The following is a 24,430-nucleotide window of genomic DNA, read 5'->3' as shown; positions in this document are numbered from 1 at the left end:
TTATTATCGTGACCATGGTCCAGACGACTGCGGGTAATCCCTCAATTTCCGACGCGGCGACAGAAGTTGCCGCCGGCACGCCCTTCGTGGGGCGCCCGCGTCCGCGCGCACGCGGGCTCGCCCACGGGCTGGTCGAGGACCTGGGCGAGAAGATCCGCAGCCAGCAGCTGCGCCCGGGCGACAAGCTGCCGACCGAGTCGGCCATCATGCAATCCTTCGGCGTGAGCCGCACCGTGGTGCGCGAGGCGCTGTCCAAGCTGCAGGCGGCGGGGCTGGTGGAAACGCACCACGGCGTGGGCACCTTCGTGCTGCAGCCGCGCGCGGCCGGCATGTTCCGGCTCGATTCCGCCGACATCGCCACCTCGGTGGACGTGCTGGCGGTGCTCGAGCTGCGCATCAGCCTCGAGACCGAATCCGCCGGGCTGGCCGCCACGCGCCGCACCGAGGAGCAGCTGCTCGCGATGCGCCAGGCGCTCGACGATTTCGAGCGCAACGTGGCGGTGGCGGGGGACACCGTGGCGCCCGATTTCCGCTTCCACCTGCAGATCGCCCAGGCCACCGGCAATCCGTACTTCGCGGACATCATGAGCCACCTGGGCACCACGATCATTCCGCGCACGCGCATCACCGCCATCCGCAACTACGACCGGCGCGGCGAGTACCTGAGCCGCGTGAACCGCGAGCACGAAGAGATCTACGCGGCCATCGCGCGCCGCGATCCCGAATCGGCCCGCGCGGCCATGCGCATCCACCTGACCAACAGCCGCGAGCGGCTGCGCGTGGCGCAGGAAGCGGCCCAGCAGGCCGCGGCCAAGACGCCGCCAGCGGCTCCCTGAGAAGAAATTTCGAGCAGAGGCTGGACAAGTGTCATTCCTAGTTGTACGATGACTGACAACACAACCCAGCAGGAGACTCAGAATGAGCTTGAAACGACGTGATCTGATGCTAGGCGCCCTGGGCGGCGGGGTGCTTGCGGCCGGTGGCGTGCATGCCGCCGACAACTGGCCGTCCAGGCCGGTGCGCATCGTGGTGCCGTACCCGCCGGGCGGTTCGTCCGACATCATTGCCCGCTCCATCAGCCAGCCGCTGTCGGAAGCGCTGGGCCAGCCGGTCATCGTCGACAACAAGCCGGGCGCCAACGGCAACCTCGGCGCCGATTTCGTCGCCAAGTCCAAGCCCGACGGCTACACGCTGCTGCTGTGCGACGTCGGCGCGCTCGCCATCAGCCCCTCGGTCTACACGCGGCTGCCTTTCGATCCTTCCAAGGACCTGCGCGGCGTGACCATGCTGGCCTATTCGCCGCACCTCTTGGTGGTGCATCCCTCGGTCCAGGCCAACAACCTGAAGGAACTGATCGCGCTGTCGAAGAAGTCGGAAATCAACTTCGCCGTCACCGCCACCGGCAGTGCGCCGCACCTGGCCGGCGTGGCGCTGGAGCGTGCGAGCGGCGCACGCTGGCAGTACGTGCCCTACAAGGGCGGCGTGCAGGCGGTGCAGGACACGGTCGCCGGCCAGACGCAGATCCTGATGAACGGCATGCTCGCCACCCTGCCGCATGTGCAGAGCGGCAAGCTCAAGGTGCTCGGCGTGTCGAAAGCGACGCGCATGCCGCTGATCGGCGAAGTGCCCACCATCGCGGAGCAGGGCGTGGCCGGCTTCGAGTCGGGCACCTGGCAGGGCGTGCGCGTGGCCAGGGGCACGCCCGACGCCATCGTGCAGCGCCTCAACAAGGAACTGATCACCGTCATCCGCACGGCCGACATCCGCTCGCGCCTTGCGGGGCAGGGCGCCGAGGTCGTGACCATGGCGCCGGCCGAGGAAGAGCAGTTCTTCGGCAAGGAGCGCGCGCGCTGGGCCAAGGTCGTTGCCGACGCCGGCATCAAGCTGGACTGAGCGCCCTCAGCATCCATTTTTCAACTCACTCATTGGTGTCTCGATGAACCCTCAAGAACTCAAATCCATCATGGGCTCCGGCCTGCTCTCGTTCCCGTTGACCGACTTCGACGCGAACGGGGACTTCAACAAGAAGGGCTACGAGAAGCGTCTCGAATGGCTCGCTCCCTACGGCGCGAGCGCGCTGTTCGCGGCCGGCGGCACCGGTGAGTTCTTCTCGCTGACGGGCGACGAGTACCCCGGCATCATCCAGACCGCGGTCGACACCTGCCGCGGCGTGGTGCCGATCATCGCGGGCGCCGGCGGCCCCACGCGCTTTGCGATCCAGTGCGCGCAGGCGGCCGAGAAGGCCGGCGCGCACGGCATCCTGCTGCTGCCGCACTACCTGACCGAAGCCGGCCAGGAAGGCCTGGCCGCGCACGTGGAAGCCGTGTGCAAGAGCGTGAAGTTCGGCGTGATCGTCTACAACCGCGCCACCAGCCGCCTCAAGCCCGAGACGCTGGCCGCGCTGGCCGAGCGCAACCCCAACCTCGTCGGCTTCAAGGACGGCGTGGGCGACATCGAAGCCATGGTCGCCATCTACCAGAAGATGGGCGACCGCTTCGCCTACCTGGGCGGCCTGCCCACGGCCGAGGTCTATGCCGCGGCCTACAAGGCGCTGGGCACGCCGGTGTATTCGTCGGCCGTCTTCAACTTCATCCCGAAGACCGCGATGGATTTCTACAAGGCCGTTGCCGCCGACGACCTGCCCACGCAGCACCGCCTGCTCAAGAACTTCTTCATGCCGTATCTCGATCTGCGCAACCGCGTGCCCGGCTATGCGGTGAGCATCGTCAAGGCCGGTGCCAAGATCGTCGGCCACGACGCCGGCCCGGTGCGCACGCCGCTCACGGACCTCCAGCCCGCCGAGATGGAACAGCTCAAGGCGCTGATCGACGCGCTCGGCCCGCAGTAAGCGGCCGGGGCCGGGAACGACGACAACAAACAACAACGGAGACAACGCATGTCCATCATCAAGAAGTTCTTCCTCATTGCCGCATCGGCCGTCATGTTTTCGGGCTGTGCCATGGCGCCCGCGGGCGGCGGTGCTTCGGCCGAGCCGGCCGTGGCCGCGGCCGCCGAGCGGCTGCGCCTTGCAATGATCGATCCCACGCCGGCCGCCCTTGGCGCACTGGTGGCCGACGACCTGAGCTACGGCCATTCGAGCGGCAAGGTCGACACCAAGGCCAGCTTCATCGGCGACCTGGTGGCCGGCAAGTCGGACTTCGTGAGCATCACGATCACCGACCAGACCATCAAGCTGGCGGGCGACGTTGCGATCGTGCGCCACACGCTCGCGGCCGACACCAACGATTCGGGCAAGCCCGGCAAGGTGGCGCTCAAGATCCTCGGCATCTGGCAAAAACAGGGCGGCGAGTGGAAGATGCTGGCCCGCCAGGCCGTTCGGATCTAGCAGCATTTTTTCTTCCAGGGCTCGCGCAAAAAATGACACTTCCAGACTCCGCTTCTCCCATCTCCGGCGCACCCGTGGTCACCGGCATGCGCGTGGTGCCCGTCGCGGGCCACGACAGCATGCTCATGAACCTGAGCGGCGCGCACGGCCCGTTCTTCACGCGCAACCTGCTGATCCTGACCGACAGCGCGGGCCACACCGGCGTGGGCGAAGTGCCGGGCGGCGAGAAGATCCGCCAGACGCTCGAAGATGCGCGCGGCCTCATCGTGGGCCAGCCCCTGGGCAAACACCACGCAGTGCTCAACAGCATGCGCAGTGCTTTTGCCAACCGCGACAGCGGCGGGCGCGGCCAGCAGACCTTCGACCTGCGCGTGACCATCCATGCGGTCACCGCCGTCGAGGCGGCCTTGCTCGACCTGCTGGGCCAGCACCTCGAAGTGCCGGTGGCCGCACTGCTCGGCGAAGGCCAGCAGCGCGACGCGGTGCAGATGCTCGGCTACCTGTTCTACGTGGGCGACCGCACCAGGACCGACCTGGCGTATGAGACCGACCCGAACGCCGACAACGACTGGTTTCGCCTGCGCCACGAAGAAGCCATGACGCCCGAAGCCATCGTGCGCCTGGCCGAGGCCACGCATGCGCGCTACGGCTTCACCGACTTCAAGCTCAAGGGCGGCGTGCTGCGCGGCGAGGAAGAAGTCGAGGCCATCCGCGCGCTGCACGAGCGCTTTCCCAAGGCGCGCGTCACGCTCGACCCGAACGGCGGCTGGCTCTTGGCCGATGCGATCCGCCTGTGCCGCGACCTGCACGGCGTCATGGCCTATGCCGAAGACCCCTGCGGCGCCGAAGGCGTGTTCTCGGGCCGCGAGGTGATGGCCGAGTTCCGCCGCGCCACGGGCCTGCCCACGGCCACCAACATGGTCGCCACCGACTGGCGCGAGATGGTGCACAGCCTCTCGCTGCAGTCGGTCGACATTCCGCTGGCCGATCCGCACTTCTGGACGATGCAGGGCTCGGTGCGCGTGGCGCAGCTGTGCCAGGCCTGGGGCCTGACCTGGGGCTCGCACTCGAACAACCACTTCGATGTGTCGCTCGCCATGTTCACGCACGTGGCCGCGGCCGCGCCGGGCAAGGTCACGGCCATCGACACGCACTGGATCTGGCAGGACGGCCAGCGCCTGACCAAGGCGCCGCTGCAGATCGAAGGCGGCTACGTGAAGGTGCCCACGCGCGGCGGCCTGGGCGTGGAGCTCGACATGGACGAAGTCGAGAAGGCGCACCAGCTGTACCTGAAGCATGGCCTGGGCGCGCGCAACGATGCGCAGGCGATGCAATACCTGATTCAGGGATGGACTTTCGACAATAAAAAACCCTGCATGGTGCGCTGAAGGTTTAGTCTCCCGTTTCCATTTCCGCAGCCGGACACGCAGTGCTCCGGCTTCTTTCTTTCCATCGAGCAGCACAAGGAATCCTCATGCAAAACTTCGACAACCTGATCGGCGGCGAATGGCGTGCCGGCGCAAGCTACAGCCCCAACCTCAACCCCAGCAACCTGTCCGACGTGCTGGGCCACTACGCGCAGGGCACGGCTGCCGATGTCGAGGCCGCCGTGGCCGCCGCTACCGCCGCCTTCCCGGCCTGGGCCACCGGCAGCATCCAGGCGCGCTCCGATGCCCTGGACAAGATCGGCACCGAGATCCTCGCGCGCAAGGAAGAGCTCGGCACCCTGCTCGCCCGTGAAGAAGGCAAGACGAAGGCCGAAGGCATCGGCGAAGCCACCCGCGCCGGCCAGATCTTCAAGTTCTTCGCCGGCGAATGCCTGCGCCTCGCAGGCGAAGTGCTGCCCTCGGTGCGCCCCAACATCGGCGTGGAAATCACGCGCGAGCCGGTCGGCGTGGTCGGCCTGATCACGCCCTGGAACTTCCCCATTGCCATCCCGGCCTGGAAGATCGCCCCGGCCCTGGCCTTCGGCAACTGCGTGGTGCTCAAGCCCGCCGACCTCGTGCCCGGCTGCGCCTGGGCGCTGTCCGAGATCATCAGCCGCTCGGGCATTCCGGCGGGCGTGTTCAACCTGGTGATGGGCCGCGGCAGCGTGATCGGCAACGCGCTGGTCAGCCACCCCGGCATCCATGCCATCAGCTTCACCGGCTCGGTCGGCGTGGGCCGCAACATCGCGGTGCAGTGCGTGACCAACCACAAGAAGGTGCAGCTCGAGATGGGCGGCAAGAACCCGCAGGTGATCCTGGACGACGCCGACTTGGCCCAGGCCGTGGAGCTCAGCGTGCAAAGCGCCTTCTACTCGACCGGCCAGCGCTGCACGGCGTCGAGCCGGCTGATCGTGACCGAAGGCATCTACCCCAAGTTCATCGAGGCGATGAAGGCGCGCATGGCCAAGATCAAGGTGGGCGATGCGCTGGCGCAGGGCACCGACGTGGGCCCGGTCTCCTCGAAGTCGCAGCTGGACCAGGACATGGAATACATCGCCATCGGCAAGGGCGAGGGCGCCACGCTGGCGGCCGGCGGGGAACTGCTGAAGCTGGAGACCGACGGCTACTACATGTCGCCGGCGCTGTTCAGCGAATCGGCGGCGGCGATGCGCATCAACAAGGAAGAGATCTTCGGCCCGGTGGCGAGCGTGATCCGGGTGAAGAACTACGAAGAGGCGCTGGCCACGGCCAACGACACCGAGTTTGGCCTGTCGGCCGGCATTGCGACCACCAGCCTGAAGTACGCCACGCACTTCAAGCGCCACAGCCAGGCCGGCATGGTGATGGTGAACCTGCCCACGGCGGGCGTGGACTACCACGTGCCGTTCGGCGGGCGCAAGGGCTCGAGCTACGGCCCGCGCGAGCAGGGCAAGTATGCGCAGGAGTTCTTCACCACGGTGAAGACGGCGTACACGCTGGCTTGATGCCACCCCCGCGCCGGGCGCCGCACGCGCCCGGCGCTGGCCGTCCACTTTGTCCGCCCTACAGCCGATGGCCGCCGCGCGCCATCGAGCGGCGCAGGCCCAGTGCAAGCAGCACGCCCATTGCGCCCGCCAGGGCGACGATGGCGGCGGCCGCCGGCCAGCCCAGCGAATCCACTGCACCGCCCACGATCACGGGGCCGATCATCTGGCCGAGATTGCTGCCCAGCATGAGCAAGCCCATCGACATCGGGACCAGCCGCGTGCTCGGTGCCACGATGGGAGAGGTGCCGATCAGCGTTGCGGGAAGCAGGCCGCCCACGCCCGAAAAAACCAGGCACAGCACAAAGGCCGGCACTGCGCCGAGCACCGGCAGGAAGATCCCGATGGACGCGATGCCCATCGCCGCGCTGGCCAGTGCCGCGAGCAGCCAGCGCGCGATGCCGCGCTGGAGCAGCATGCCGGCCGCAAGATTGCCCGCCACGTTGACGCAGCAGGCCGCGGCGCTCAGCTGTCCGGCGGTGGCCGTGCCCACGCCCATGCGCTCGATCAGCAGCACCGGCAGAAAACTGAAGAGCGCGAAGAACTGCAGGCTGTAGATCACGAACGAAGCGGCGATCAGCGCCGGCGCGCCGGCCTTTGCCGTGGCGGCCGCGTCGCGGGCCATGCTGCGCCACGAGACCAGTGCCTCGCGGGTATTTGCACTCGCGCCGCGCGAAACGCCCGCCAGCACCAGCACCGCGATCAAGCCCGCAAGCGCGGCATTGCCCAGCCACAAGCCGCGCCAGCTGCCCGGCAGCGAGCCGCTGAAGAGCGCGATGGCAATCCCGGCGGGCATGAAGCAGCTCCAGATCGCGAAGGCAAGGTCCTTGCCGCCGGGCGCGACCATGCGCTGCAGCACCGAAGGGCCGGCAATGGTGATCAGCACGAAACCCAGGCCTTCGACGACGCGGCCGATCAGCAGCATGGCAATGCCGTGGGCCCATGCGCCGACCATGCTGCCGATGGCAATGGCCAGCAGGCCGGCCACCAGCAGGCGCCTGTCGCCGGCGCGCGCGACCCACGCGCCGACCGGCACCGCGCCAACCACGCCCAGCAGCGAGAACGTTGCCATGAGCCAGCCGACCATCGTGAGGTCGAGCCCGAAGTCCGTGCGCAACTGCGGCACGGCAATGGCGACCTTGCCGACCTGGAGGGACGCCACGACCCCGGCGGCCACGACCAGCGCCACGCCGAGCCAGTGCGTTGAAGAAGGTGAGAGCGGCGCGGCGGCGGGTGGCGATGTGGCGCCGCGCATTTCGATTCGGTTCTGCATGCCGCCACTTTGCAGCGGGCACCCGATCAATGAAAGCGAATAATATCGGCCAACTCAATCGATTGGACAGATCATGCTGGACATCCTCACGCTGAGCCAGATGCAGATGTTCGTTGCCGTGGCGGATGCCGGCAGCTTCCGTGCCGGCGCGGCCCGGCTGCACCGGGTGCAGTCGGCCGTGAGCCATGCCATTGCCAATCTCGAGGAACAGCTCCAGGTGCGGCTCTTCGACCGTTCCGGCCACAAGCCGGTGCTCACGCCCACGGGCAAGGCACTGCTGGGCGACGTGCGGGTCATCCTGTCGAAGGTCGAGGCGCTGCGCTCGCGCGCGCAGGGGCTCGAACAGGGCATCGAGCTCGGGCTGGCAGTTGCGGTGGACACGCTCTTTCCGCCGGAGCTCCTGGCCAGCGCGCTGCGTGGCATGCATGCGGTCTACCCGAGCATTGCCATCCGCGTGGAATACAGCTCGATGGGCGGCACCGTCGATGCATTGAATTCGGGTCGGTGCGATCTCGCCATTGCGGCCTTCGGCCATGCCGACGAAAAAATCAGCCGCGAATTCCTCATGCAGCTTCATACCTTGGCCGTCGCTGCGCCGTCGCATGCGCTGGCGGTCCATGCGGGCCGGCGCGGTGCCGGGGGCCTGGATGCCGCCGCGGCGGAGCACGTGCAGGTCGTGGTGGAAGACCCGAGCACGCTCAGCCAGGGCTACGACATCGATGTGCTCTCGCCCTCGACCTGGCGCGTGACCGACATGTACATCAAGCTCGCGCTGCTGCGCGCGGGCCTGGGATGGGGAAAGATGCCGTCGTGGCTGGTGGCCGGCGACCTGGCCGCCGGAACGCTGGTGCAGTTGCCGGTGAGCCGCATCGGCCCCGGCGGTGGAACCAGCCAGCAGTGCCATTTCTGCCACCGCGGCGACAAGGCGCTGGGAGCGGGTGCTACGCTGCTGCGCGAATGCCTCATGGCGGAAGCGAAGGCGGCGGCGCCCGGCGCCGGCGGCGCATCAGCATCTCCACGAGCTCGAAGATCCCCTCGCTCAGCAACGCCAGCGCCGCGGCCGGCAGCGCGCCGGCCAGCAGCAGCTCGCGGTCGTTGAGCGCGAGCCCCGTGACGATGCGCTCGCCGAATCCGCCCGCGCCGATGAAGGCCGCGATGGTCGCGGTGCCAATGGCAATGGCGGTGGCCGTTCGCACGCCCGCCAGCAGTGTGGGCAGTGCCAGCGGCAGCAGCACCAGCCGCAGGCTCTGCGGCGGCGTCATGCCCAGCGCGGTGCCGGCCAGGCGCAGGCCGTTCGGCACTTCGGCCAGGCCCGTCACGGTGTTGCGCATGATCGGCAGCAGCGAATAGAGCGTGAGCGCGATCAGCGCAGGCAGCGCGCCGATCGCACCGAGCATGGAGATCAGCACGGCCAGCAGCGCGAGCGAAGGCACGGTCTGCAGCAGGCTCGCGAAGCCGAGCACCAGCGCGCGCAGCCGCACATGCGGAAACACCAGGATCGCGAGCGGCACGCCGACCAGGATCGCCACGCCCACCGATACGGCGACCAGCACCAGGTGCTGCCGCGCGAGCTGCCAGAGATCGGGGCCGAACAGCTTGGCGCTGAAGCCGCGCCGGGGCTCCTGGGTCTTTGCGCCCTGGCCTGCGCCGGCCAGGAAGTCGCGCGCAATGGTGTCGAAGGGCACGCTCTGGAGTTCGGCGCGCGCATTCATCGCGATCATCGCGTGTTCGTCGATGCGGCCTTCGAGCGTTTTCAACGCGGCCCAGGCCTGGGGCAGCCGCGTGGGCAGGTCGAGCCTGTAGAGCACCACGGCGTCGTAGCGCGGAAAGTATTTCCTGTCGTCTTCGAGCACGCGCAGGCCGAGATGCTCGATCTTGGCGTCGGTGGTGTAGATGTCGATCGCGTCGATCTGCTTCGCGGCCACGGCTTCGTAGGCCAGGCCATGGTCGAGGCCGGTGGGCGCCTGCGTGAAGCCGTAGCGTGCGGCCAGGCCCTTCCAGCCGTCGGCGCGGCCGAGGAATTCGTTCGACAGGCCGAGCTTGAGTTCAGGATGCTTTGCAAGATCGCTCAGCGTACGCAGCCCGAGCCGCTCGGCATCGGCCGCCCGCACGGCCAGTGCATAACCGTCGTTGAAGCCCAGCGGAATCGCCACGCCCAGGCCCATGGGCGCCAGCGCCGCGTTCATGGCCTCGCGCGTTTCCGCCGGCGAACCCTTGAGAATTTCGAGCGCGATGGTGCCGGTGTATTCGGCATAGAGATCGATGGCGCCCGAACGCAGCGCCTCGTACACGATGGCCGTGTTGCCGAGCCCCTGGCGCACCACCGGCGGCGATGCGGTGTGCGGCGCGGCGGTCTGCGCGAGCAGCTCGGCCAGGATGTACGACTCGGTGAAGCGCTTGGAACCGACGCGCAGCGTGCCCTCGCCGGGCTGCGCCGATGCAACGGCACCGAGCCAGGCCATGGCAAGGAACAACAAGGCGGCGCGCAGCATGCGGTGGTGGGGCAGTGGCATCGCAGGCCAGTGTATAGAAATAGCGTTGACAGAGGCCCTGGCCGGCGTACCCGCCAATCTCCTACAAACCCTGGTGCGGGCTACCGATGCTTCGTAGATGCAGCCGCGCCCATAGTGGCCGCCATGAAGAAGAAAACCCATCTCCTGCCCGGCCCCGACGTTCACGGCCTGCGCGAACTCCCGGGCCTTCGGGTCGAGGGCTACAGCCTGCAGCTGCGCGACAAGGACGGCTTCGTGGGCGACCAGGCCAGCCAGACGGCCTTCAGGGAACTGCTCGAGCGCTGGCGCAAGCGCCGCCGCAAGACGGGCACCGATCCATTGGGCAAGGAACACTCGCGCGACCTCAGCAAGAAGCAGCTCGACCGCGTGCTGCTGAAGACCTCGGCGGCCGGCGACCTGATGCACGGCGCCATCGAGGAGTTCGCCGAGGAACTGGCCCTCGTGATCCAGCGCTTCACGCGCCAGCCCTCATGGAAGAAGGTGGAGCGCATCGTGGTGGGCGGCGGCTTCACCGAAAGCGACGTGGGCGAGCGCGCCATCCTGCAGACCGCCGCCATCCTCGAGGAGCTGGGCGTTCACGTCCAGCTCGGGCGCCTGTCGCACGAGGTCGACGACGGCGGCCTGATCGGCTGGGTGCACCTGGCACCGCCGGCCATGCTCAAGAAGCACGACGCCATCCTGGCGGTGGACATCGGCGGCACCAACGTGCGCTGCGGCATCGTGAAGACGCGCCGGCGCAAGGCGCGCGACCTGTCGCTGGCCAAGGTGGTGCGGCGGGAGAAATGGCGGCATGCGGACGACGACCCGAACCGCACCGGCATGGTCGAGCGCATCGCGGCCATGCTCGAGGACATGGTGCGCTACTGCGAGCGCAAGCACATCCGCCTGGCGCCCTTCATCGGCATTGCCTGCCCCGGGCTGATCCGCAAGGACGGCTCGATCGAGCGCGGCACGCAGAACCTGCCGGGCGATTGGGAAAGCCGCGCGTTCCACCTGCCGAGCGCGCTGTGGCGCCGCATGCCGATGATCGGCTCCGGCCCCACGCTGATCCTGATGCACAACGACGCGGTGGTGCAGGGGCTGAGCGAACTGCCCTTCATGCGCGACGTGTCCCACTGGGGCGTGCTGACGATCGGCACCGGGCTCGGCAATGCGAGCTTCACCAACACCTTCTAGCCTGGAGTGCCGGGCGCCGCGGGAATGCCGCCGCCGAGCGCCTTGTAGACCGCCACCATGCCCACCGCCATGCGGCTCGTGCTCTGCACCTGGTCGCGCCGCGCCTGCAGCAGTGCGCGGCGCGCATCGAGTTCGACGCCGAAATCCGTGAGTCCGTTCGCATAGCGCGCATGCGCCAGCGTGAGCGCATCGCGGCTGCTGCGCTCGCGCTCGGCCAGCTCGGCATGGCGCTGGCGCTCGGCGGCGTAGGCGCTGAGCGCCGAATCGATCTCGTGCCATGCCTTGAGCACGGCCTGCTGGAAGGCCACCGCGGCTTCCTGCTGCTGCAGCTCGCGCAGGTTCACCGTGCTGCGGCGCCGGCCGTTGTCGAAGATCGGCAGGCTGATGGAAGGCCCGACATGCCATTGCCGGCTGCCCCATTCGCCGAAACGCTCGCTGCCGGCCGATTCGTACCCGAAGCCCGCACCGAGCGTGACGCGCGGATAGAGGTCGGCCACCGCCACGCCGATGCGCGCGGTGGCGGCATGCAGCTGGGCTTCGGCCGCGGCGATGTCGGGGCGCCGGCGCACCACGTCGCCGGGCAGGCCCAGCGCAAGCTCGGGCAGCGGCGGCGGTGGCGGCGCTTCGAGCGGATTGCCCGCACCCTCGGAAGCTGGCGCGAGCTCGGCATTCAGCGCGCCCGGCGCTGCGCCGGTCAGCAGCGTGATCTGGTTCATCGCCTGCGCCTCCTGCTGCAGCAGCATGGGGATGCGCGCCTTGAGTTCGGCCAGCTGCGTGCGCTGGCGCGTCGGGTCCAGGTCGGTGACCAGGCCGCCGTCGGCACGCGCCTGCACCAGCTCGAGCGATTCGGCCGCGGCCGCGATGTCGGCGTTCGCCACGCGCAGTTCGCGCTGCGCGCCGCGCAGTTCGAAGTAGCTGCGCGCCACCTCGGCCTGCACGCTGAGCTGCGCCTGCTGCAGCAGCGCGGCCGATGCGCCGGCATCCGCATCGGCGGCCTCGATGCTGCGCCGCACGCGGCCCCAGAGATCGATTTCCCAGGAGGCGTCGAAGCCGGCCTGGTAAAGGTTGTAGGGCTCGCTGAGCGTGCGGATCAGCTGGTCGCGGTTGGCGACCGACGAGCCCAGCGCATCGATCATCCGCGTGGCGGCGCCGCTCTCGCTCTGGCGCTGCCGGTTCACGCTGGCGCTGGCATTGAGCTGTGGCGCCTGCTGCGCCGCGGCCGCGGTGCGCTGCACGCGGCTTTGCGCGAAGTGCAGGGCCGCGGTCTGCAGGTCGTGATTGGCCGCGAGCGCGCGGGCCTGCAACTGGTCGAGCAGCGGATCGCCGAAGGCCTTCCAGTCGCCGGATGCGGCGGCCGTGGGCGCGGCCTTGCGCTCGGCGCCGAGCAGCGCCGCCGAGCCGCCGTGCCATGCGGACCAGTCGGCCGGCGCCTGCGGCTGCGCGGGCCGGTGGTCGGGCCCCACGGCGCAGCCTGCAAGAAGGAGCGCGAGCGCGGAACAGGAGAAGAGGGTGCGCGATGCGGACATGGAGTGCTCCCTAGACCAGACGATGGCGAAACAGCCAGGCCGCCAGCGGCAGCGTGACGATGGCGATGATCGACAGCGGAATCAGGTTGTGCCACACCGTGGCCAGGCCCACGCCTTCGAGGTAGACGCGCTGCACCAGGTCGATCGCGAAGCGCAGCGGGTTGGCCATGGTGATCAGCTGCAGCACGTGCGGCATGTTGCGCACCGGCGTGGTCAGGCCGGAGAGCAGCATCATCGGCATCAGCAGCACGAAGGTGTAGAGCATGGCCTGCTGCATGTTGGCCGACACCGCCGAGATCGACAGGCCGATGCCCACGCTGGCCACCGTGAAGAAGACCAGCCCGGTGTAGAGCGTGATGAGCGAGCCCGCCATCGGAATGCCGAACCAGAACAGCGCGACCAGCAGGATCAACGTCGACTGCGCAAGGCCCACCAGCACCGGCGGCAGCGCCTTGCCGATCATGATCTCGAGCGGCGACATCGGCGTGACCAGCAATTGGTCGAAGGTGCCTTGCTCGCGCTCCCGCGCCACCGAGAGCGCGGTGAGCAGCAGCGTCTGCAGCATGCTGAGCGCGGCAATCAGGCCGGGCAGCAGGTTCCACCGCGTTTGGAGGTTCGGGTTGAACCAGGCGCGCGATTCAATGGTGAGCGGAACCGGCGGCGCGCCGGCGCGCGTGCGCAGCTCGGCGTTGTAGCGCTCGACCACCGCGCCCACATAGCCGGCCGCGGAGCCCGCGGTGTTGGAGTTGCGCGCGTCGAGCACCAGCTGGATGGCCGCGGGCTGGCCCGCGCCGAGCTGCTGTTCGAAGTTGGGCGCGATCTGGATCACCAGCAGCGCCTTCTCGGTATCGATCACCTCGCGGATGTCGGCCTGCGTGCGCAGCGTGGCCACGCGATGGAAGACGCCGGTGCTGTCCAGGTGCGCAATGAGTTCGGTCGAGGCGCCCGTGCGGCTTTGGTCGAGCAGCGCATAGGGCACGTTCGAGAGGTCGTAGGTGGCGGCGTAGCCGAAGATGAGGCTCTGCATGATGGCCGGAACGAACAGGATCACGCGGCTGGCCGGGTCCTTGAAGATGGCGAGCAGCTCCTTCTTGCAGAGGTTGGCAATGCGCAGCAGGAAGTCGATCATGGAATGCTCCCCTTCAGTCCAGGCTCTTGCGCGTCACCAGGCGGGCCAGCAGCAGCAGGCCCACGGCATAGGCCACGAGGACCGCGCAGTTGCGCCAGATCAGCGGCCAGACGTCGCCCGCGAGGAACAGCGTCTTGATCAGGTCCATGAAATAGGTGGCCGGCAGCAGGTGGCCGATCACGCGCACGGCGGTGGGCACGTTGCGCAGGTCGAACAGGAAGCCCGACAGCATCATCGAGGGCATGAACGTGGCGATCAGCGCCACCTGGCTCGCAAGAAACTGGTTGCGCGTGACCGACGAGATCACCAGCCCCAGGCTCACCGCCACGATCAGGTAGAGCATCGAGCTGAGCACCACCGCGAACAGCGAGCCGACCATCGGCACCGCGAACAGGAAGCGCGCGGCCAGCAGGCACAGCGCAAGGCCCAGCATGCCGACCGCGAAATACGGAATGATCTTGGCCAGCAGTATTTCCACCGGCCGCACCGGCGTGACGAACAGCGCCTCGAGCGTGCCGCGCTCCCATTCGCGGGCCATCACCAGCGCGGTGAGAAAGGCGCCGATCAGCGTCATGATGAGCACGATGAGCCCGGGCACCAGGTACCAGGTGCTGGTGTTCGCGGCGTTGAACCACATGCGCTGCTCCACCGTCACGCGGCCCGCCGAAGGCGCAGCCGCACCGGCGCCGCCGCCGCGGTCGGCCTGGCGCAGGGCCGCTTGCGCCAGCGCACCGCTCACATAGGCCTGGATGATGGTGGCGCGCCCCGCGTCGGCGCCATGCACGATGAGCTGCACGCGCGCATTGCCCGCGGCCAGCGCGCGCGAGAAGTCGGCGGGCACGCGCACGATGCCATCGACCTTGCGCTCGCGCATCAGGGCCTCGGCATCGTGCATCGAGCCCAGCAGCACGGGTGCGATGGTGGGCGAGAGCTGCAGGCCGGCAATGGCCTCGTGCGCGGTGGGCGAGGAATCTTCGACCACCACGGCCACCGGTGCGTTCTTCACGTCCAGCGACATGCCATAGCCGAAGATCAGGATCAGCACCATCGGCAGCAGGATGCCGATGGCCAGGTTGCTGCGGTCGCGCAGCAGCTGGCGAAATTCCTTGCGCGTGAGCGAGACGAGCCGGGTGCCGAAGCCGCTCATGGCTGTCTCCTTTCTTCCTGCCGCGCCTTCTCGACGATGCCGATGAAGGCCTGCTCCATGTCGATGCGCCTTCCGCCGTCTGCGCCGTCCTGCGCCTGCGCGCGCACCTCGCGCGGCGTGCCGATGGCCAGCACCTTGCCGGCGTCCTGGATCACGATGCGGTCGCAGTACTCGGCCTCTTCCATGAAGTGGGTCGTGATGACGACGGTGGTGCCGCCTTCGGCCAGCGCCGTGATGCGGCGCCAGAACTCGCGCCGCGCAAGCGGATCGGCGCCGCTGGTGGGCTCGTCGAGAAACAGGATATCGGGCTCGTGCAGCAGGCCCGTGGCCATGGCCAGGCGCTGCCGGTAGCCGCCGGGCAGCTGCCCGCTGGGCGCGTCGAGTTCGCGCTCGAGGTCGAACTGCCGCAGCACCGTGTCCATGCGCCCCTGCAGCTTCTGCCCGCGCAGGCCGTAGGCGCCGCCAAAGAACGAGAGGTTCTCGCGCACCGTGAGATTGCCGTAGAGCGCGAACTTCTGCGAGACATAGCCGATGCGCTGGCGGGCCTGCGCGCGCGCATGGCGCAGGTCGACGCCGGCCACGCGCAGCTGACCGCCGCTTGCGGGCAGGAGGCCGCAGAGCATGCGAAAGGTGGTGGTCTTGCCGGCGCCGTTGGGCCCCAGCAGGCCGAAGATCTCGCCGCGCCGCACCGAGAAGCTGGTGCTGGCCACGGCCACGAAGTCGCCGAAGCGGCGCACCAGGTCCTTCACCTCGATGACCACTTCGCCGGGTTCACCCTCGGCCGGCGCAAGGCCTTCGCTCGCCGCCGATGGGGCAATGTTCGTGTCGCTGGCCTGCCGCGTGCGCAGCAGTGTCATGAAGCCGTCCTCGAGCCGCGGCGGCACGGGTTCGGCGCGCGCGCCGGCCAGCAGCTTTTCGAGCGCCGCGTCGTCCGCGTCCGGGCGGCGGATGAAGTGCACTTCGCCGCCCTGCGGCACGGCATCGACGATCTGCTGCCGCGCATCGAGCAGGCGCGCCTGCATCAGGCGCGGCGCCTCGCCCTCGGGCGGCGCCGCGACGAAGCAGGTGCCCTCGGCATGGCCGCGGATCTCGTCCGGCGTGCCCTCTGCGATCAGCCGGCCCTCCTGCAGCACGAACACGTGGCTGCAGCGCTCGGCCTCGTCGAGGTAGGCGGTGCTCACGATCACCGAAAGCTTTTCCTCGCCGACCAGCTGCTGCACGATCTGCCAGAGCTCGCGCCGCGAGAGCGGATCGACGCCCACGGTGGGCTCGTCGAGCAGCAGCAGGTCGGGCGAGCGCACCAGCGTGCAGGCCAGGCCGAGCTTCTGCTTCATGCCGCCCGAGAGCTTGCCCGCGGGACGGCTGGTGAAGCGGCCGAGGTCGGTCATTTCCATCAGCCGCGCATAGCGCTCGCGGCGCTTGTCCGCGGAGACGCCATGCAGGTCGGCGTAGAGGTCAAGGTTCTCCTGCACGCTCAGGTCGTCGTAGAGGCCGAAGCGCTGCGGCATGTAGCTGATGCGGTCCTGCACTGCCTGCGGATCGGCCGACACGTCGATGCCGAGCACGCGCAGCTCGCCCTCGTCGGCGCGCATCAGGCCCGCCATGAGCCGCAGCAGCGTGGTCTTGCCGGCGCCGTCGGGGCCGACCAGTGCCGTGAGCGTGCCGGTGGGCACTTCGAGCGACACGTCGTCGAGCGCGCGCACCACCTGCTTCGAGCCCTTGGCCACGAAGCGCTTGTGCAGGGAGCGTCCGCTGACGGCCGGCTCAACGCGCAGCATTCAACCTCCCTCCGGGCATGCGGTCTTGCTCCTTCCCCTTTCGGGGGAAGGTTGGGATGGGGGCGCCCCTACCCCAGCCCTCCCCCGGAAGGGGAGGGAGCAATGCGCACGGACGATCGATGAGATCGGTCATCACGGCTTGCCGGTCGACGACAGCTGCAGCCGCACAGTGGCTGGCATGCCGAGCCGCAGCCGGTCTTCCTTGTCGTCGACCATCACGCGGATCTCGTAGACCAGGCTGCTGCGCAGCTCCTCGGTCTGCACCGTTTTGGGCGTGAACTCGGCCACCGACGAGATGTAGCCCACCTTGCCCGCGATCGGCTGGCCGGGCTGGCTGTCGGTGGCCACGCTGGCCGGCTGGCCGGGCCGCACGCGGCCGAGGTCGGGCTCGGCCACATAGGCGCGCACCCACTTGGGATCGGTGATGGCCAGCGTGAAGGCCGGGCGCTGCGGCGAAGCCATGTCGCCGGGCTCGAGCAGGCGGGCGCGCACCACGGCATCGATGGGCGACTTGAGCTCGGCTTCGGCCAGCTGGTGGTTCATGAGCGCGAGGTCGGCGCGCGCGGATTCGAGCTGGGCCTGCGCCTGCGCGATGTCTTCCTTGCGCGGGCCGGCCACCGCGAGCTGCTGCGCCTTGCGCACGTTGTCCAGCTGCGCGAGCGCCACCTTGCGGCGGGCCTGCGCGCTGTCGAGGTCCTGCTGGCTCACGGCGCGGCCGGCGGTGGTCTGGCCGATGGCCTGCAGGCGTGCGAGCTGCTGCTGCGCCAGGTCGGCATCGGCTTGCGCCGCGGCCACCTGGGCGCCGGCCTGCGCCAGTTCCTCGGGGCGGCTGCCGGTCTTCAGGCGCAGCAGCGCCTGCTCCTGCACGCCGATGCGCGCCTGCGCCTGCGCCACGCGCAGCACCAGCGAGCGCGTGTCGAGCCGGCCCAGCACCTGCCCGGCCCGCACGTGGTCGCCTTCGCGCACCGCGAGCTCCGCCACGCGCTCGTTGGCATTGAAGGCGAGCGAGACCTGGCGCACATCGACGTTGCCGTACAGCACGAGCTGGTCGGACGGTGCGGCCGAGCGGCTGAAGTACCACCAGCCGCCGGCCGCAGCGGCCAACGCCACGGCGGCCGCGGCAATGAAGGGTTTCTTGTTCATGGGCGGGCTCCTGCCGGTTTCCGGGTCGGATAACGGCCGGATGTTATCAAATTGAAATTTGAATTTGAAGTATTTTTTCAGTTCGATTAACCTTGGCGCATGGCGACACGCTCTTCCACCACCCGCTCCCCCGCAGCGCGCGAGGGCGCGGCGCGCACCCAGCGCACCGACGGCAGCACCACGCGCCTGCACATCCTCGAAACCGCGGGCCAACTGTTCGCCGAGCGCGGCTTCGCCGAGAGCACCAGCAAGGAAATCTGCACGCGCGCCGGCACCAACATGGCGGCGGTCAACTACCACTTCGGCAGCCGGGACGGACTCTACGAGGCCGTGCTGATCGAGGCGCACCGCCAGCTCGTGAGCATGGACGAGCTGATCACCCTGGCCAGCGAGGCCGGCGATCCGCGGCTCAAGTTGCGCGCCTTCCTCACGCACCTGGTCGAGATGGGCAGCCAGTCCAAGGCGCCCTGGGGCTTTCGCGTGGTGCTGCGCGAGGCGCTGTCGCCGTCTCCGGCGCTGCCCGCGCTGATCCGCCAGGCGGTGCTGCCCAAGGCCCGGCTGATCCGCGGCCTGATCGGCGGCATCATGGGCCTGCCCGAGGACCATCCCTCGGTGCAGCGTGGCCTGCTGTTCGCGGTGCTGCCCTGCATCGTGATGACGGTGGCACCCAAGGACCTGGCGAGCAAGGTGCTGCCGGCGCTGAAGGATGCGGAGGGCCTCGCGGACGACCTGATGCGCTACGTGTTCGCGGGCCTCGACGCCATCGCGAAGGAGGCGGCGCCCGTTAAAGCTGGAAGGCGACGGTGAGCAGCAGTCCCTCGGCCACGTCGCGCACCAGGCCCGGCCGCCGCGCGCGGTAGGGCTCGCCGGCGGAGGCGATGGTGTCGATCCACTCGGCCAGCCAATCGATCTCTCGCGGGCCGTAGAACACCACGGCCGCCTCGTGGTTGAGCAGCAGGCTGCGCAGGTCGAGGTTGATGGAGCCGCACATGGCCAGTTCGTCGTCGACCACCACGGCCTTGGCGTGGGCCATGAACGGCAGCATGCGAAAGCTCACGCCGGCACGCGCCAGGTCGCGCATGGCGCGTGCGCGCACGAAGTCCGCCAGGCGGTGGTTCGACCGCGCGGGCATGGCGATGGTCACCTGCACGCCGCGCCGCGCGGCCAGCCGCAGCGCATCGCGCAGCCCGTCGCCGGGCACGAAGTAGGGCGTGACGGCGAGCACGCGGTGCTCGGCGCGGAAGCAGGCATCGATCAGCAGTGCATGGGCGGTGTCCTCGGTCTGGTCGGGGCCGCTCGGCAGGAACTGCGCCATGGCGCTGCCCGCGCTTTCCGCCACGTCGTCGGCCGTGATGGCGCGCGCCTTGCGCCCGCGCACCGAGCTCCAGTCGTGGTCGAACTGGCGCGCCGCCGCGGCGGCCACGCTGCCGCGCAGGTCGAACGAAAGGTCGCGCCAGGCGTCGGGTTGCGCGTCGTTGCCGGCGAAGTATTCGCTCGCGAGGTTGCGCCCGCCCGACCACAGCCAGCCGTCGTCGGCAATGGTGAACTTGCGGTGGTTGCGCAGGTTGCGCGGCCCGATGCGGCGCAGGCTGAAGAAAGGGCGGAACACGGCGATCTCGCCGCCCGCCGCGCGCAGCAGGCGCATATGGCGCCGCGGCAGGGTCAGCGCGCCGAAGCCGTCGAGCAGCACGCGTACCTTGATGCCTTCGCGCGCGCGCAGCGCCAGCCGCTCGATCACGGCATGGCCCAGCGCGTCGTCGCCGATGATGAAGGTGCACACGTCGATGCGCTCGCGCGCCCCGTCGATCACCTGCCACAACGCCTCGCGCGCGGCGTCGCCATCGGCATGCAGCCGGATCTCGCAGCGCCCGGGCGGCGCCAGGCCGAAGCTCTCGATGAGGTCGGCCGCCCAGTGCCCGCGCGCGGCCGTGCGCGGCGGCCGCGGCGAGCCCGCGGGTCGCAGCTTGCGCTGGCCGAACAGCAGGTACATCGGCAGGATGATGTAGGGCATCAGCACCAGCCCCATGACCCAGGCAATGGCCGTGGTGGGGGCGCGCTGCTCGCGGCGCGCGCGCGTGGTCAGCACATAGACCAGCAGCGCAAAGGTGACGACGAGAAAATGCTGGGACGGAGAGGGGAGCCAGTCGAATATGGAATTCGGCATGTGGCGATGATGCCCGAGGACAGGTCCGCGCCGCTCAGCGTTGCAGGAAGGCGGGCACGCCGCGTCCCTCGGAGGCCAGGAAGCGCATCATCGGATCGACCGCCGCGCGCACTGCGGGCCGCTCGCCCACGCGGCCGCGCCAGGCCACGAGCCGCGGCGTGGCACCGGTCATGCCGGCGCCCTTGCGGTCGGCGAACACATGCGCCATGTAGAAGGCGATGTCGGCAAAGGAGTAGGGGCCAGCGAGGTATTCGCGCGTGGCCAGCAGGCCTTCCATTTCCTCGTAGTAGCGCGCGCAGGCGGCGCAGGCCGCCACGGCGGGCGCGCTCTGCATGTCGTGCTGCAGGCCGAAGAGCCGGATCACGTTGGGGAAGAACACTTCGTCCGACTTCTGCTCGAGCTGCCGCGCACGGGCCCGCTCGGCAATGCCGCGGGGCCACAGCGCAGGATTCGGATACCGGTCTTCGAGGTACTCGAAGATCTGGGTCGAATCGAACAGCTCGACATCGCCGTCGATCAGGATCGGCACCTGCTGCTTGACGGGATTGACGCGCAGCACCTCGGGGTGCTTGGGCTCGTAGGTGTCGTCCTTGGTGAAGGGCACCATCACCAGTTCGAAATCGACGTCTTTTTCGAGCGCGGCGATCTGCACCTTGGCGCCGAACATGCTGAGGGGGGCGGAATAGATCTGGGTCTTCATGCCCCCGACTTCACCATGAAAGGCGCTTCAGGTCGAGCCCCAGACCTCCTGCGCGGTCTCGACCACGAGGCGCAGCTTGGCGCGCTGCGCTTCCACCGCGATGTTGTTGCCGTGCACCGTGCTCGAGAAGCCGCACTGCGGCGACAGCGCGAGCTGCTCGAGCGGCGCGTACTTGGCGGCATCCTCGATGCGGCGCTTGAGTTCGTCCTTGTCTTCCATCTCGCCGAACTTGGTGGTCACGAGGCCCAGCACCACCGTCTTGCCCTTGGGCAGGTAGCGCAGCGGCTTGAAGTCGCCCGAGCGCGCGTCGTCGTATTCCATGAAGTAGGCGTCGAGGTCCATTTCCTTCAGCAGCGCCTCGGCCACCGGCTCGTAGTTGCCGGCCGCGGCATGGGTGCTCTTGAAGTTGCCGCGGCACAGGTGCATGGCCAGCAGCATGCCCGGCGGCTTCTGCGCCACCACCTTGTTGATGAAGGCGGCATAGCGGTGCGGCAGCTCGTTGGGATCGTCGCCGCGCTTGCGGGCGGCTTCGCGCATGTGCTCGTCGCACAGGTAGGCCAGGTTGGTGTCGTCCATCTGCACGTAGGTGCAGCCCGCGGCCGCGAGCGAGCGCAGTTCGTCGCCGTAGGCCTTGGCGACGTCGTCGTAGAACACCGGGTCGAGCTCGGGGTAGGCCTCCTTGCTGATGCCGGCGCGGCCGCCGCGGAAGTGCAGCATCGTCGGCGAAGGAATCGTCACCTTGGGCGTGCGGCCGGCCGAGACCTGGCTCTTGAGGTATTGGAAGTCGGCGAGCTGGATGTCCTTGATGTGGCGCACCTTGTCGAGCACGCGCATCGCGGGCGGCGCGAGTTCCTCGGTGCCGTCGGGCTTGCGGATGGTGACTGGAATGTCGGTCTTCACGCCGCCGAGCTGGTCGAGGAAGTCGATGTGGAAGTAGGTGCGGCGGAATTCGCCGTCGGTGATGCTCTTCAGGCCAATGTCTTCCTGGAACCGGACGATCTCGGTGATGGCCTTGTCTTCGACCTTGCGCAGCTGCTCGGGCGTGATCTCGCCCTTGGCCTTTTGCTCGCGTGCTTCGAGCAGGTATTTGGGGCGCAGGAAACTGCCCACGTGGTCGTAGCGGGCGGGCAGGGCGGCGTGCTGGGACATGGTGATCTCCGTCGTGGCTGAAAAACGATGGACATCGTATCGCCTCAGGAACGGACATTGGTGTGTACAACGGGCTTAGTGTTTACCCGCAATACGGGGCTTCATCAGCGAAAGTCTCGTGAGATTTGTATACATTCAGTATTCATGAGAACACCCGCAACCGCATGAAAGCCGCAGCTGCATCACCCGTCGAACCCGCGGACGGCGGCGGCTCGCAGGCCGTGAAGGCACAGCTGCGGCTGCGCGAGATGATCCTGGCCGGCGAGCTGCCCGGCGGTGCGCGCATTGCCGAGGTGGCCATCTCCGAGCAGCTCGGCGTCTCGCGCACGCCGGTGCGCAGCGCCCTCATGCGGCTCGAACAGGAAGGCCTGCTCGAGGCGCTGCCCAACGGCGGCTATGCGGTGCGCACGTTTTCCGAGCGCGACGTGGCCGACGCGATCGAGCTGCGCGGCACGCTCGAAGGCCTGGTGGCGCGGCTCGCGGCCGAACGCGGCGCGGCGCCGGTGGTGCTGCGCGAGGCGCGCGCCTGCCTGGCACGCATCGACGAACTGCTGCGCGAGCCCGCGCTCGACGACGCGGCGTTCTCGCGCTACGTCACGCACAACGAGAAGTTCCATTCGCTGCTGTGCGAAATGGCGGCCAGCCCGGTCATTGCGCAGCAGCTCGAACGCGTGGTCAACCTGCCGTTCGCGTCGCCGTCGGGCTTCGTCATCGTGCAGGCCAATTCGCCCGCCGCGCGCGACATGCTCGTGATCGCGCAGGACCAGCACCTGCAGGTGCTCGATGCCATCGAGGCCGGCGAAGGCTCGCGCGCCGAGGCGCTGATGCGCGAGCACAGCCGCATCGCGCGGCGCAACCTGCGCGAGGCGCTGCATGGCGCAACCACCGCCGAACAGCGCCCGCTGCCCGGCGTGCAGCTGATCCGCCGCCGCGGCTGAGCAATGGATGCATGCACGCAGCCCGCTGTGCTGCGCGATCATCGCGCAGTTCATTTGTTCATCGCGCAACAAAGGCGCGCCCCGGCGGTGGAGTAGGTGATTGCCTGCTCCGCCGCATGTTGCAAAGTATTGAAAAATAGCTCCCCGTTCGCATCCGCCCCCCCAAGGAAAACTTCATGCAAAGACGCCATCTCATCCAGACCGCAGGCCTCACGGCGCTTGCGCTTTCCATGTCGCTTGCCACTGCGCAGGACAGCAACAAGTTCAAGATCGGCCTGATCCTGCCGATGACGGGGCAGCAGGCCTCCACCGGCCGGCAGATCGAAGCGGCGGCCCGGCTGTACATGGCGCAGAACGGCGACACCGTGGCGGGCAAGAAGATCGAACTGATCGTCAAGGACGACGTGGCCACGCCCGACGTCACCAAGCGCCTCGCGCAGGAACTCATCGTCAACGACAAGGTGAACGTGATCGCGGGCTTCGGCGTCACGCCGGCCGCGCTGGCCGCCGCGCCGCTGGCCACGCAGTCGAAGACGCCGCAGGTGGTGATGGCCGCGGCCACGTCGAGCATCACCGAGGCCTCGCCCTACATCGTGCGTTCGAGCTTCACGCTGCCGCAGGTGTCGGTGGCCATGGGCGACTGGGCGCCCAAGAACGGCGTGAAGACGGTGGTCACGCTGGTGGCCGACTACGGCCCGGGCAACGACGCCGAGAAGTTTTTTACCGAGCGCTTCCAGCTCAACGGCGGCAAGGTGATCGAGAAGCTGCGTGTGCCGCTGCGCAACCCCGACTTCGCACCGTTCCTGCAGAAGGTGCGCGACGCCAAGCCCGACGCGCTGTTCGTCTTCGTGCCCTCGGGCGCCGGCGCGGCCGTGATGAAGCAGTTCCTCGAGCGCGGCATGGACAAGGCCGGCATCCGCATGATCGCCACCGGCGACGTGACCGACGACGACCAGCTCAACGACATGGGCGACGGCGCGCTGGGCGTGGTCACTTCGCACCACTATTCGGCCGCGCATCCGTCGCCTGCCAACAAGAAGTTCGTCGAGGCCTTCCAGAAGGCCAACCCGAAGATGCGCCCCAACTTCATGGCCGTGGGCGGCTATGACGGCATGCGCGTGATCTACGAGGCGCTCAAGGCCACCAAGGGGCAGGGCGGCGGGGATGCGCTCTTGGCCGCCATGAAGGGCCAGATCTTCGAGAGCCCGCGCGGCCCGGTGTACATCGATGCGCAGACGCGCGACATCGTGCAGGACGTGTACCTGCGCAAGGTCGAGAAGAAGGACGGGCAGCTCTACAACGTCGAGTTCGACGTGATCAAGGGTGTGAAGGATCCGGGCAAGGCGAAGTAATTGGGTGTTCGGGTGCTTTGTTCGGGCGCTCCTGTTCAGGGCGGCGCTCCCGCCGACGGGGTACGCGGCGAAGCGAATGTCCCCCGCCCTTCGGGCTCCTCCTTGATTTCGCTGCGCAAGGCACCCCATCGACGGGAGCGTGTTCA

The 24,430-nt window shown here is 68.6% G+C and carries 20 protein-coding genes and 1 pseudogene; 11 read left to right on the top strand and 10 right to left on the bottom strand.

Annotated elements, in window-relative coordinates; translation table 11 throughout:
- Positions 1-14 precede the first annotated feature (14 nt).
- The 6 genes from AC1DMS_RS09615 (at position 15) to AC1DMS_RS09590 (ending at position 6,257) form a co-directional block, all read left to right on the top strand.
- Entirely contained in the window at positions 15-836 is an 822-nt protein-coding gene (locus AC1DMS_RS09615) for a FadR/GntR family transcriptional regulator (RefSeq protein WP_012746869.1), read from the top strand.
- Between the two features lie 82 nt (positions 837-918).
- Entirely contained in the window at positions 919-1,893 is a 975-nt protein-coding gene (locus AC1DMS_RS09610) for a Bug family tripartite tricarboxylate transporter substrate binding protein (protein WP_012746870.1), read from the top strand.
- Between the two features lie 43 nt (positions 1,894-1,936).
- Entirely contained in the window at positions 1,937-2,848 is a 912-nt protein-coding gene (kdgD, locus tag AC1DMS_RS09605) for a 5-dehydro-4-deoxyglucarate dehydratase (RefSeq protein WP_012746871.1), read from the top strand.
- Positions 2,849-2,896: 48 nt separating this feature from the next.
- Entirely contained in the window at positions 2,897-3,346 is a 450-nt protein-coding gene (locus AC1DMS_RS09600; RefSeq protein ID WP_436035470.1) for a nuclear transport factor 2 family protein, read from the top strand.
- Between the two features lie 32 nt (positions 3,347-3,378).
- Positions 3,379-4,734, top strand: coding sequence for a glucarate dehydratase (gene gudD / locus AC1DMS_RS09595; protein ID WP_478180925.1), 1,356 nt, complete (start codon positions 3,379-3,381; stop codon positions 4,732-4,734).
- An 86-nt stretch (positions 4,735-4,820) separates the two neighbouring features.
- On the top strand, positions 4,821-6,257 hold the full coding sequence (locus tag AC1DMS_RS09590; protein WP_278878942.1) for an aldehyde dehydrogenase family protein: 1,437 nt from the start codon (positions 4,821-4,823) through the stop codon (positions 6,255-6,257).
- A gap of 58 nt (positions 6,258-6,315) precedes the next feature.
- On the opposite strand, the gene AC1DMS_RS09585 is transcribed toward AC1DMS_RS09590, so the two are convergent.
- A complete protein-coding gene (locus tag AC1DMS_RS09585) occupies positions 6,316-7,569 on the bottom strand; it encodes an MFS transporter (protein ID WP_478180924.1) in 1,254 nt (417 codons plus the stop codon).
- Positions 7,570-7,642: 73 nt separating this feature from the next.
- Between AC1DMS_RS09585 and AC1DMS_RS09580 the strand changes: the two are divergent.
- Positions 7,643-8,482 (top strand): annotated as a pseudogene (locus tag AC1DMS_RS09580) (LysR family transcriptional regulator); the annotation flags it as partial.
- A 49-nt stretch (positions 8,483-8,531) separates the two neighbouring features.
- Here AC1DMS_RS09580 and AC1DMS_RS09575 read toward each other — a convergent pair.
- Entirely contained in the window at positions 8,532-10,061 is a 1,530-nt protein-coding gene (locus tag AC1DMS_RS09575; RefSeq protein ID WP_478181062.1) for an ABC transporter permease/substrate-binding protein, read from the bottom strand.
- 144 nt (positions 10,062-10,205) lie between these two features.
- Between AC1DMS_RS09575 and AC1DMS_RS09570 the strand changes: the two genes are divergently transcribed.
- Complete coding sequence (locus AC1DMS_RS09570) at positions 10,206-11,258, top strand: ROK family protein (RefSeq protein WP_436043176.1); 1,053 nt, start codon at positions 10,206-10,208, stop codon at positions 11,256-11,258.
- On the opposite strand, the gene AC1DMS_RS09565 is transcribed toward AC1DMS_RS09570, so the two are convergent.
- From AC1DMS_RS09565 to AC1DMS_RS09545, 5 genes are all read right to left on the bottom strand, one after another.
- The gene (locus tag AC1DMS_RS09565) at positions 11,255-12,784 is read right to left on the bottom strand and encodes an efflux transporter outer membrane subunit (RefSeq protein ID WP_478180923.1); all 1,530 of its coding nucleotides are present in this window, start codon (positions 12,782-12,784) and stop codon (positions 11,255-11,257) included. The two genes, AC1DMS_RS09570 and AC1DMS_RS09565, sit on opposite strands and share 4 nt — an antisense overlap.
- A 10-nt stretch (positions 12,785-12,794) precedes the next feature.
- Positions 12,795-13,913 (bottom strand): ABC transporter permease, encoded by a 1,119-nt coding sequence (locus AC1DMS_RS09560; protein WP_478180922.1) that lies wholly within the window; start codon positions 13,911-13,913, stop codon positions 12,795-12,797.
- A gap of 13 nt (positions 13,914-13,926) precedes the next feature.
- A complete protein-coding gene (locus AC1DMS_RS09555) occupies positions 13,927-15,060 on the bottom strand; it encodes an ABC transporter permease (RefSeq protein WP_478180921.1) in 1,134 nt (377 codons plus the stop codon).
- Positions 15,057-16,838, bottom strand: a complete 1,782-nt coding sequence (locus tag AC1DMS_RS09550; protein ID WP_478180920.1) for an ATP-binding cassette domain-containing protein — start codon at positions 16,836-16,838, stop codon at positions 15,057-15,059. The genes AC1DMS_RS09555 and AC1DMS_RS09550 overlap by 4 nt, the downstream gene beginning before the upstream one ends.
- Before the next feature lie 132 nt (positions 16,839-16,970).
- Complete coding sequence (locus AC1DMS_RS09545; RefSeq protein WP_436289081.1) at positions 16,971-17,981, bottom strand: HlyD family secretion protein; 1,011 nt, start codon at positions 17,979-17,981, stop codon at positions 16,971-16,973.
- 99 nt (positions 17,982-18,080) lie between these two features.
- Here AC1DMS_RS09545 and AC1DMS_RS09540 point away from each other — a divergent pair, with 99 nt between their 5' ends.
- Positions 18,081-18,788, top strand: coding sequence for a TetR/AcrR family transcriptional regulator (locus AC1DMS_RS09540; protein WP_018903045.1), 708 nt, complete (start codon positions 18,081-18,083; stop codon positions 18,786-18,788).
- On the opposite strand, the gene AC1DMS_RS09535 is transcribed toward AC1DMS_RS09540, so the two are convergent.
- The 3 genes from AC1DMS_RS09535 to AC1DMS_RS09525 are packed head-to-tail and all read right to left on the bottom strand — an operon-like array spanning position 18,766 to position 21,994.
- Positions 18,766-20,145 (bottom strand): phospholipase D-like domain-containing protein, encoded by a 1,380-nt coding sequence (locus AC1DMS_RS09535; RefSeq protein ID WP_018903044.1) that lies wholly within the window; start codon positions 20,143-20,145, stop codon positions 18,766-18,768. The two genes, AC1DMS_RS09540 and AC1DMS_RS09535, sit on opposite strands and share 23 nt — an antisense overlap.
- 34 nt (positions 20,146-20,179) lie before the next feature.
- Positions 20,180-20,845 carry a glutathione S-transferase family protein gene (locus AC1DMS_RS09530; protein ID WP_018903043.1) on the bottom strand — a complete coding sequence of 222 codons (666 nt, stop codon included), beginning with the start codon at positions 20,843-20,845 and terminating at the stop codon, positions 20,180-20,182.
- A 27-nt stretch (positions 20,846-20,872) separates the two neighbouring features.
- Complete coding sequence (locus AC1DMS_RS09525) at positions 20,873-21,994, bottom strand: 5-methyltetrahydropteroyltriglutamate--homocysteine S-methyltransferase (RefSeq protein ID WP_012746887.1); 1,122 nt, start codon at positions 21,992-21,994, stop codon at positions 20,873-20,875.
- 164 nt (positions 21,995-22,158) lie between these two features.
- Here AC1DMS_RS09525 and AC1DMS_RS09520 point away from each other — a divergent pair, with 164 nt between their 5' ends.
- On the top strand, positions 22,159-22,932 hold the full coding sequence (locus tag AC1DMS_RS09520) for a GntR family transcriptional regulator (protein ID WP_012746888.1): 774 nt from the start codon (positions 22,159-22,161) through the stop codon (positions 22,930-22,932).
- A 176-nt stretch (positions 22,933-23,108) separates the two neighbouring features.
- Positions 23,109-24,284 carry an ABC transporter substrate-binding protein gene (locus tag AC1DMS_RS09515; RefSeq protein WP_012746889.1) on the top strand — a complete coding sequence of 392 codons (1,176 nt, stop codon included), beginning with the start codon at positions 23,109-23,111 and terminating at the stop codon, positions 24,282-24,284.
- The last annotated feature ends 146 nt before the right edge of the window (positions 24,285-24,430 follow it).

The sequence above is a fragment of the Variovorax sp. 05T418 genome (assembly GCF_056396385.1).
This window is presented reverse-complemented; position numbering and strand designations above follow the sequence as displayed.

Coding starts and splice junctions, on each gene's coding strand:
- AC1DMS_RS09525 (WP_012746887.1), bottom strand. CDS start 21,994: ATGTCCCAGCACGCCGCCCTGCCCGCCCGCTACGACCACGTGGGCAGT.
- AC1DMS_RS09600 (WP_436035470.1), top strand. CDS start 2,897: ATGTCCATCATCAAGAAGTTCTTCCTCATTGCCGCATCGGCCGTCATG.
- AC1DMS_RS09550 (WP_478180920.1), bottom strand. CDS start 16,838: ATGCTGCGCGTTGAGCCGGCCGTCAGCGGACGCTCCCTGCACAAGCGC.
- AC1DMS_RS09515 (WP_012746889.1), top strand. CDS start 23,109: ATGCAAAGACGCCATCTCATCCAGACCGCAGGCCTCACGGCGCTTGCG.
- AC1DMS_RS09615 (WP_012746869.1), top strand. CDS start 15: ATGGTCCAGACGACTGCGGGTAATCCCTCAATTTCCGACGCGGCGACA.
- AC1DMS_RS09610 (WP_012746870.1), top strand. CDS start 919: ATGAGCTTGAAACGACGTGATCTGATGCTAGGCGCCCTGGGCGGCGGG.
- AC1DMS_RS09520 (WP_012746888.1), top strand. CDS start 22,159: ATGAAAGCCGCAGCTGCATCACCCGTCGAACCCGCGGACGGCGGCGGC.
- AC1DMS_RS09585 (WP_478180924.1), bottom strand. CDS start 7,569: ATGCAGAACCGAATCGAAATGCGCGGCGCCACATCGCCACCCGCCGCC.
- AC1DMS_RS09560 (WP_478180922.1), bottom strand. CDS start 13,913: ATGATCGACTTCCTGCTGCGCATTGCCAACCTCTGCAAGAAGGAGCTG.
- AC1DMS_RS09555 (WP_478180921.1), bottom strand. CDS start 15,060: ATGAGCGGCTTCGGCACCCGGCTCGTCTCGCTCACGCGCAAGGAATTT.
- AC1DMS_RS09535 (WP_018903044.1), bottom strand. CDS start 20,145: ATGCCGAATTCCATATTCGACTGGCTCCCCTCTCCGTCCCAGCATTTT.
- gudD (WP_478180925.1), top strand. CDS start 3,379: ATGACACTTCCAGACTCCGCTTCTCCCATCTCCGGCGCACCCGTGGTC.
- AC1DMS_RS09590 (WP_278878942.1), top strand. CDS start 4,821: ATGCAAAACTTCGACAACCTGATCGGCGGCGAATGGCGTGCCGGCGCA.
- AC1DMS_RS09565 (WP_478180923.1), bottom strand. CDS start 12,784: ATGTCCGCATCGCGCACCCTCTTCTCCTGTTCCGCGCTCGCGCTCCTT.
- AC1DMS_RS09575 (WP_478181062.1), bottom strand. CDS start 10,061: ATGCTGCGCGCCGCCTTGTTGTTCCTTGCCATGGCCTGGCTCGGTGCC.
- kdgD (WP_012746871.1), top strand. CDS start 1,937: ATGAACCCTCAAGAACTCAAATCCATCATGGGCTCCGGCCTGCTCTCG.
- AC1DMS_RS09540 (WP_018903045.1), top strand. CDS start 18,081: ATGGCGACACGCTCTTCCACCACCCGCTCCCCCGCAGCGCGCGAGGGC.
- AC1DMS_RS09570 (WP_436043176.1), top strand. CDS start 10,206: ATGAAGAAGAAAACCCATCTCCTGCCCGGCCCCGACGTTCACGGCCTG.
- AC1DMS_RS09545 (WP_436289081.1), bottom strand. CDS start 17,981: ATGAACAAGAAACCCTTCATTGCCGCGGCCGCCGTGGCGTTGGCCGCT.
- AC1DMS_RS09530 (WP_018903043.1), bottom strand. CDS start 20,845: ATGAAGACCCAGATCTATTCCGCCCCCCTCAGCATGTTCGGCGCCAAG.